Source organism: Salipaludibacillus sp. CF4.18 (assembly GCF_051262595.1).
In the GTDB taxonomy this organism is placed as follows: Bacteria; Bacillota; Bacilli; order Bacillales; family Salisediminibacteriaceae; genus Salipaludibacillus; species Salipaludibacillus neizhouensis.
On record NZ_JBIMEV010000101.1, the window covers coordinates 1 to 5,615 of the forward strand.

The following is a 5,615-nucleotide window of genomic DNA, read 5'->3' on the forward strand; positions in this document are numbered from 1 at the left end:
ATCAACATTGCTGCTTGTCCTAAACAATTACAGTTTAGGGCAAGTTTTTTGTATCTTTTTGATTCACAGTCTTCCAAAATCAATCTCACTCCCCTTCATCTAATTCATGAAATTCGATACCTTTCTCGATTGTATGTAAAGTAAGCATTTTCCATTTAAACATCAGCATTTCAATCTCACTTAGAAGAATCCTCTCTGTAACCCCAATGCAGCTAATTTTGTTTGCATTTATATGTTACCGGAAACTACTCCTACCATTTTATGTTTCGTCTTTTCAGACGTTTCAATAGAATCCGACAAATACATAAATCCACCGCATTCGCCTAGTATAGGTAATCCATTTTCGATCGTAACTTTCAAGGAACATTTTACTTTAGTATTTCGAGCAAGGTTATCAATGTCTATTGTTTCAAGAATCAATTCTCCTACCCTATCAAAAAAGGATCTAAATCTCCTCAGTACCTGAAATCTAATTATCGTATACTGTTCCACAGAAAGAGGTAAATAAAAAAGCTATGCCTCAAAGATTAAAAATCTTTTGAGGCATTCTCGAAGCTTTAAGAATCAGAATTCATTAATTGAACTTTGATAATCGATAAAATCCATTTTGGGTGCTAATGCGTACAAATATAGTTTTAAAGTAAGCGTGCTAAAGTTCAATGAAGATAGTAGCTCATGGTTGTCCTCCGTGTAAGGGTTGTGTGGTAACTTCATTTTACACGAGGCACATGGGCTTTTTTGTTTTCTTTCTTACTTTACTCATCGCACTTAATATTACAATTCAACAAAAAAAAATTTGTCGAAGTATGATATGATTACTAGTAGCGAATAATTACATTAGAATATTTAGTGAAATTTCATCTAAATCTCAATTAAAGATTTTTCATTTATAAGACGGTTTGGAAGGGCATCATGAAAGATTACTTGAATTTTACAGTAAGGACAGGAATATTCATAAAAGAGTTGCTGATTAACACCTAAATATGGGGACACCCCTTAACTTCTACATAACAAAAGGAAATACAAGATGAAAGCGAGGATCTATTACCTATATGTTTCTTGTGCTATATATGAACAAAAGGCGGAGAATATAAGGCCATTACACAGTTTGTGTACTTTGTATCAAAGTCTATAGCCATGTATACTTTATATAGTTATTTTCATATCAACCTTTTGTATAATAATGGGTTCCTTGCGCATACTTAGTGCCTAAGGGGGGCTTTTTTATGTGATAAATCTCAGGAGGTAAATATGATAAAATTTGAAAATGTAAGCAAAGTTTATAATGACGGATTTAAAGCAGTAGATTCCGTCAGTTTTGAAATTCCTGAAGGAGAGATTGTTGTACTTATCGGGCCCAGTGGATCTGGGAAATCAACGACAATGAAAATGATTAATAGAATGATTCCGCATACAACTGGAACTATTTCTATTGATGGTAACGATGTTACAAAATTAAATGCTGCAGAATTACGACGTAATATCGGTTATGTTATTCAACAAATTGGCCTATTTGCTCATTATACGATTGAAAAGAATATAGCAATTGTTCCTCAACTTAAAGGGTGGAATGCGCAGGATATCAAAAAGCGAGTGAAAGAGCTCTTGGAGATGGTCGAACTTGATCCAGAGATATTTAGCAACCGATATCCTAAAGAATTATCAGGTGGACAGCAACAGCGTGTTGGTGTTGCAAGAGCTCTAGCATCCAATCCAAGGATTATCTTGATGGATGAACCATTTGGTGCACTGGATCCAATTACAAGAGAGCAATTACAAGGAGAATTAATTTCTCTGCAGCAAAAACTTAAGAAGACAATTGTTTTTGTAACTCATGATATGGATGAAGCGTTAAAACTCGGTGATCGAATTGCTATTATGAAAGATGGCAATTTACTTCAACTCGATACCCCAGAGAAGTTATTACAAGAACCTACAAACGGCTTTGTCGAAGAGTTTATTGGTAAGCATCGAATTATTCAAAATCCTGAGCTTATGTCAGTTGAAGAGGTTATGGTGGAAACTGTCCTAACTTCTCTTCCAGGTCGGTCTCCTGAAAAATCTCTTGCAATGATGCGCAAACATAAAAAAACATTCTTAGTTATCGTTGACGAGAATGACACTATGATGGGAATCGTGTCTGCTTATGATGTGATAAAGAAAATGGATGAAATTAAAACCATTGAAGAGATTATGCGAACCACTGAACCATTTCTCTTGAGCTCGCAAAGTGCCAAAGATGCCATTGTCATGATGTCGAATGCGTCACTCGAAATCATTCCGGTAGTAGATGAAACCAAAAGGGTTGTAGGATTAGTAACTCGTGGAACATTGCTTTCAGCATTGTCCAGTCAATGGACAGAATTGGAGGCAACTAATGAATAACTTAAATTTATGGGAACAAATTATTCAACAAACACAAATGCGTTGGGTAGAGGTACTTGAGGAGACATTTGTTCATATACAACTAGTTTTTTTTTCTATGCTGATGGCAGTAATACTTGGAGTTTTCTTAGGTATTCTTATTACACGCGTACCATCGCTAGTACCGTTAATATTGGGTGGTACAGGTATTATGCAAACAATTCCTAGTCTTGCAGTACTGGGGTTTTTAATACCTGTTTTTGGAATTGGTGTAAAAACAGGGATTGCTGCATTATTTTTGTATTCACTTTTACCGATTGTTCGAAACACGTATACAGGTATCAAAGGTGTAGATAAGGCAACATTAGAAGCGGCTAAAGGAATGGGAATGACGAGCAAGCAGATATTACATAAGGTTGAACTTCCTTTATCCATTCCAATTATAATGGCTGGAATCCGTACCTCTGCTGTTATTAACGTGGGCAATGCAACATTGGCAGCATTTATAGGAGCTGGTGGGCTTGGAGATTTTATATTCTTAGGCATTACACGAGGAATAGATGGTTTAATATTCTTAGGAGCTATTCCAGCTGCTATGTTAGCTATTATGCTAGAATTTTTCTTCAACAAGCTTGAACGTTGGTCTACACCAAAAGGGTTGAAATAGTATGAAGAGAATAAAATTAATCTTTCTTTTTATGACTTTTATTACTGTTATACCACTATCAGGATGCATATTAACTAGTGACGATTCTGTCTCTGTTGGTTCAAGAAATAATACAGAAAGTATTATTTTATCAAATATTATGGGTCAATTAATTGAAGATAAAACAGATATAAATGTAATATATCGAGAAAATCTAGGTGGATCTACTGTTGTTTGGAATGCATTAATGAATGGCAGTATACAGGTGATACCTGATTATACAGGTACGATTGTGATTACGTATTATGGTGAATCTCCCGGAACCGCTGAAGAAACCTTAGCGAAAACGAAGGAACTTGTGGCAGGGGATGGGATTGTAGCATTTAATACATTCGGGTTTAATAATACATACACACTGGCATTTGACGAGGCAGAAGCAGAGAGACTTGGTGTAGAAACATTCAGTGACTTTGCGGAAGTTTCTGATCAATATACGCTTGGAGCAGTCTTCGAGTTTATTGATCGTCCGGACGGTTTGCCAGGGTTTGAAGAAGAATATGATCTAAAGTTTAAAGATGTGAAGGGAATGGATCATGGGATGATGTATCGTGCCATTGCTGCAGGTGAAGTGGATGTAATCAATTCCTACACAACAGATGGCCAATTACAGATCTATGATTTGAGAGTACTCGAAGATGATAAGTCTTACTTTCCGCCTTATCACGCGCTTCCTTTAGTATTGAAAGAAACGCTCGAAAAGTATCCTGAATTAGAGGGAGTACTACAGCAGCTAGAAGGTAAAATTGATGAATCGACGATGCAAGCCATGAATGCTAAAGTGGATAACGAAGGCATGATGGTTGATTTCGTAGCAAAGGAATTTTTACAAGAAGCTGGCTTAATTGAGTAGTATAGTAGCAATACACAAAGAAAATATCAATAAATAGGTTTGCATTTTTTGTAAACCTATTTATCGATTTGAAAGACCCCGATCTAATCCTCTTTCTAAAATTCCTCTTACGATATTATCAACTACTATCTCTCTCATTACTAAATCACTTATTTGTTTTCCACTTTCAGTCTCCATTTTAATCCTTTTCCATTCAGACTTTAAAATAATGGCTCTATACTGAATGTTGTGTTGTGGTGTCCCTACCAGATCAGGAAGTGAGGTATGAGCATAAAAAAAGCACCTGATCCTCTTTCTTTGTTAAGCTTTAGTTACCACACAAAAGCCAAAGGAGAGAATTCAGATGCAACCTCATTTCATCATAAATTTATTAGGGATTAAAGAGGCTCACGTTTATGTTTTCGACAGCGGAGAGGAAGAGAATGGCTTTTGGTTTGAGCTCTATACAACGGTATGTAAACAAACCTGTCCAGCTTGTCAAACAAAAACAAAACGGATTCATAGTTATAGAGAACAGAAAATTCAAGGGGATCGTATCTCTGGAAAGCGTGTCGACTTATATGTGAAGAAGGACCGATATCGTTGTTTAGCATGTCGTCACACGTTCTTTGAGAAGCTATCGTTTTAAATCGGTATCAACGACAAACGACGATGGTAGAACAGGAAGTATTGGGATTGTGTACAGAGATGAGCTTCCATAGTGTTGCTAGAATCAAAGGAATGAGTGCGAATCGCTGCTTTTGTTAATTTGATCAGCGAGAAATCAGCGTAAGAAAAGTTCTTCCTCGGGCAATTGCATTGGATGAATTCAAAGGTGACGCTGGTGGAGAGAACCGTGAGATCATTGATATCTTGCCTGATCGACGCGCGGAAACCATTGAGAAATATTTTCGTGGATGTGATTATGGGAGCGTGGAGATTGTCGTCATGGATTTATCCAAAGCATTCAAAGAAGCAACGTGCGTTGGGTGATGTCCTAATCATAGCCGATCGTTTTCACTATATGAGGCAAGTCTACTGGGCCTTCGATGAGGTTCGACGTCAAGTGCAACGACCTGTGGAAAGATAAGCGAATTCGGATGAAATGAAGTAAAGAGTTGCTTTGAAAAACACCGGAGAAGCTGAATGACAAAGGGAGACGGCGAGTGAAGGTTTTGGAAGGGCACGATGAATTGAGAAAAGCATATGAGCTTAAGAATGCGTTAGATCGTTGGTTTAAGAATTCTAATTCTGAGACTACCAAAGCAGGACTGCAGTCGTGGATTTCCCTTGTGAATGATGCCGAGATACCTGCCTTTAAGAAAGTCACAAAGACCTTTATCCGATGGAAACAAGAAATCCATCAGTCCTTTTTGTATCCCTTTAATAATGGCTACATTGAAGGCGTTAATAATGCGACAAAGGTGATTAAGCGAATGTCTTATGGAATTAAAAGCTTTGAACGTTTAAGAAAAAAGATCATGTGGCGACAAGCGATCAAAATCCAGGCGGGTTAACCCCCCTGGATAAAAGAGAAAGACTATTGGAACCTTTTGACAAAAAGAACCCTGCAAAATTTAGACCTATCAACGTTTCTGCTATGTAATGAAAAAGTGAAATTATTCATCATCCTCTCCTTAATTTCTCGCTCTTTTTACTATAAATTCTCTAGTTTAGCAACTTAATGAAAGACCTCTCCCCATTTATCTTTAAAAT

9 protein-coding genes are annotated in these 5,615 nt (G+C 36.9%); 8 read left to right on the forward strand and 1 reads right to left on the reverse strand.

Annotation, left to right across the window (positions count from 1 at the left end; all coding sequences use genetic code 11):
- Positions 1-228: 228 nt before the first annotated feature.
- Positions 229-420: a hypothetical protein gene (locus ACHABW_RS25095; RefSeq protein WP_435759689.1), complete on the reverse strand. Its 192-nt coding sequence runs from the start codon at positions 418-420 to the stop codon at positions 229-231.
- Positions 421-1,251: 831 nt separating this feature from the next.
- Between ACHABW_RS25095 and ACHABW_RS25100 the strand changes: the two genes are divergently transcribed.
- From ACHABW_RS25100 to ACHABW_RS25135, 8 genes are all read left to right on the forward strand, one after another.
- Positions 1,252-2,385 carry a betaine/proline/choline family ABC transporter ATP-binding protein gene (locus tag ACHABW_RS25100; protein WP_435759691.1) on the forward strand — a complete coding sequence of 378 codons (1,134 nt, stop codon included), beginning with the start codon at positions 1,252-1,254 and terminating at the stop codon, positions 2,383-2,385.
- Complete coding sequence (locus ACHABW_RS25105; RefSeq protein ID WP_435759693.1) at positions 2,378-3,031, forward strand: ABC transporter permease; 654 nt, start codon at positions 2,378-2,380, stop codon at positions 3,029-3,031. The genes ACHABW_RS25100 and ACHABW_RS25105 overlap by 8 nt, the downstream gene beginning before the upstream one ends.
- A gap of 1 nt (position 3,032) precedes the next feature.
- Positions 3,033-3,920: a glycine betaine ABC transporter substrate-binding protein gene (locus tag ACHABW_RS25110; RefSeq protein ID WP_435759695.1), complete on the forward strand. Its 888-nt coding sequence runs from the start codon at positions 3,033-3,035 to the stop codon at positions 3,918-3,920.
- A gap of 343 nt (positions 3,921-4,263) precedes the next feature.
- Positions 4,264-4,548, forward strand: coding sequence for a transposase family protein (locus tag ACHABW_RS25115; protein ID WP_435759697.1), 285 nt, complete (start codon positions 4,264-4,266; stop codon positions 4,546-4,548).
- 23 nt (positions 4,549-4,571) lie between these two features.
- Positions 4,572-4,667, forward strand: a complete 96-nt coding sequence (locus ACHABW_RS25120; RefSeq protein WP_435759699.1) for a hypothetical protein — start codon at positions 4,572-4,574, stop codon at positions 4,665-4,667.
- Positions 4,668-4,772: 105 nt separating this feature from the next.
- The gene (locus ACHABW_RS25125) at positions 4,773-4,892 is read left to right on the forward strand and encodes a hypothetical protein (RefSeq protein WP_435759705.1); all 120 of its coding nucleotides are present in this window, start codon (positions 4,773-4,775) and stop codon (positions 4,890-4,892) included.
- A complete protein-coding gene (locus ACHABW_RS25130) occupies positions 4,840-4,989 on the forward strand; it encodes a transposase (protein WP_435759701.1) in 150 nt (49 codons plus the stop codon). Before ACHABW_RS25125 ends, ACHABW_RS25130 begins: the two co-directional genes overlap by 53 nt.
- 76 nt (positions 4,990-5,065) lie before the next feature.
- Complete coding sequence (locus tag ACHABW_RS25135) at positions 5,066-5,416, forward strand: ISL3 family transposase (protein WP_435759703.1); 351 nt, start codon at positions 5,066-5,068, stop codon at positions 5,414-5,416.
- The last annotated feature ends 199 nt before the right edge of the window (positions 5,417-5,615 follow it).

Bases quoted from the DNA above. Each gene is read 5' to 3' on its own strand.
- ACHABW_RS25110 (WP_435759695.1), top strand. From the start codon at position 3,033: ATGAAGAGAATAAAATTAATCTTTCTTTTTATGACTTTTATTACTGTT.
- ACHABW_RS25105 (WP_435759693.1), top strand. From the start codon at position 2,378: ATGAATAACTTAAATTTATGGGAACAAATTATTCAACAAACACAAATG.
- ACHABW_RS25100 (WP_435759691.1), top strand. From the start codon at position 1,252: ATGATAAAATTTGAAAATGTAAGCAAAGTTTATAATGACGGATTTAAA.
- ACHABW_RS25115 (WP_435759697.1), top strand. From the start codon at position 4,264: ATGCAACCTCATTTCATCATAAATTTATTAGGGATTAAAGAGGCTCAC.
- ACHABW_RS25120 (WP_435759699.1), top strand. From the start codon at position 4,572: ATGGTAGAACAGGAAGTATTGGGATTGTGTACAGAGATGAGCTTCCAT.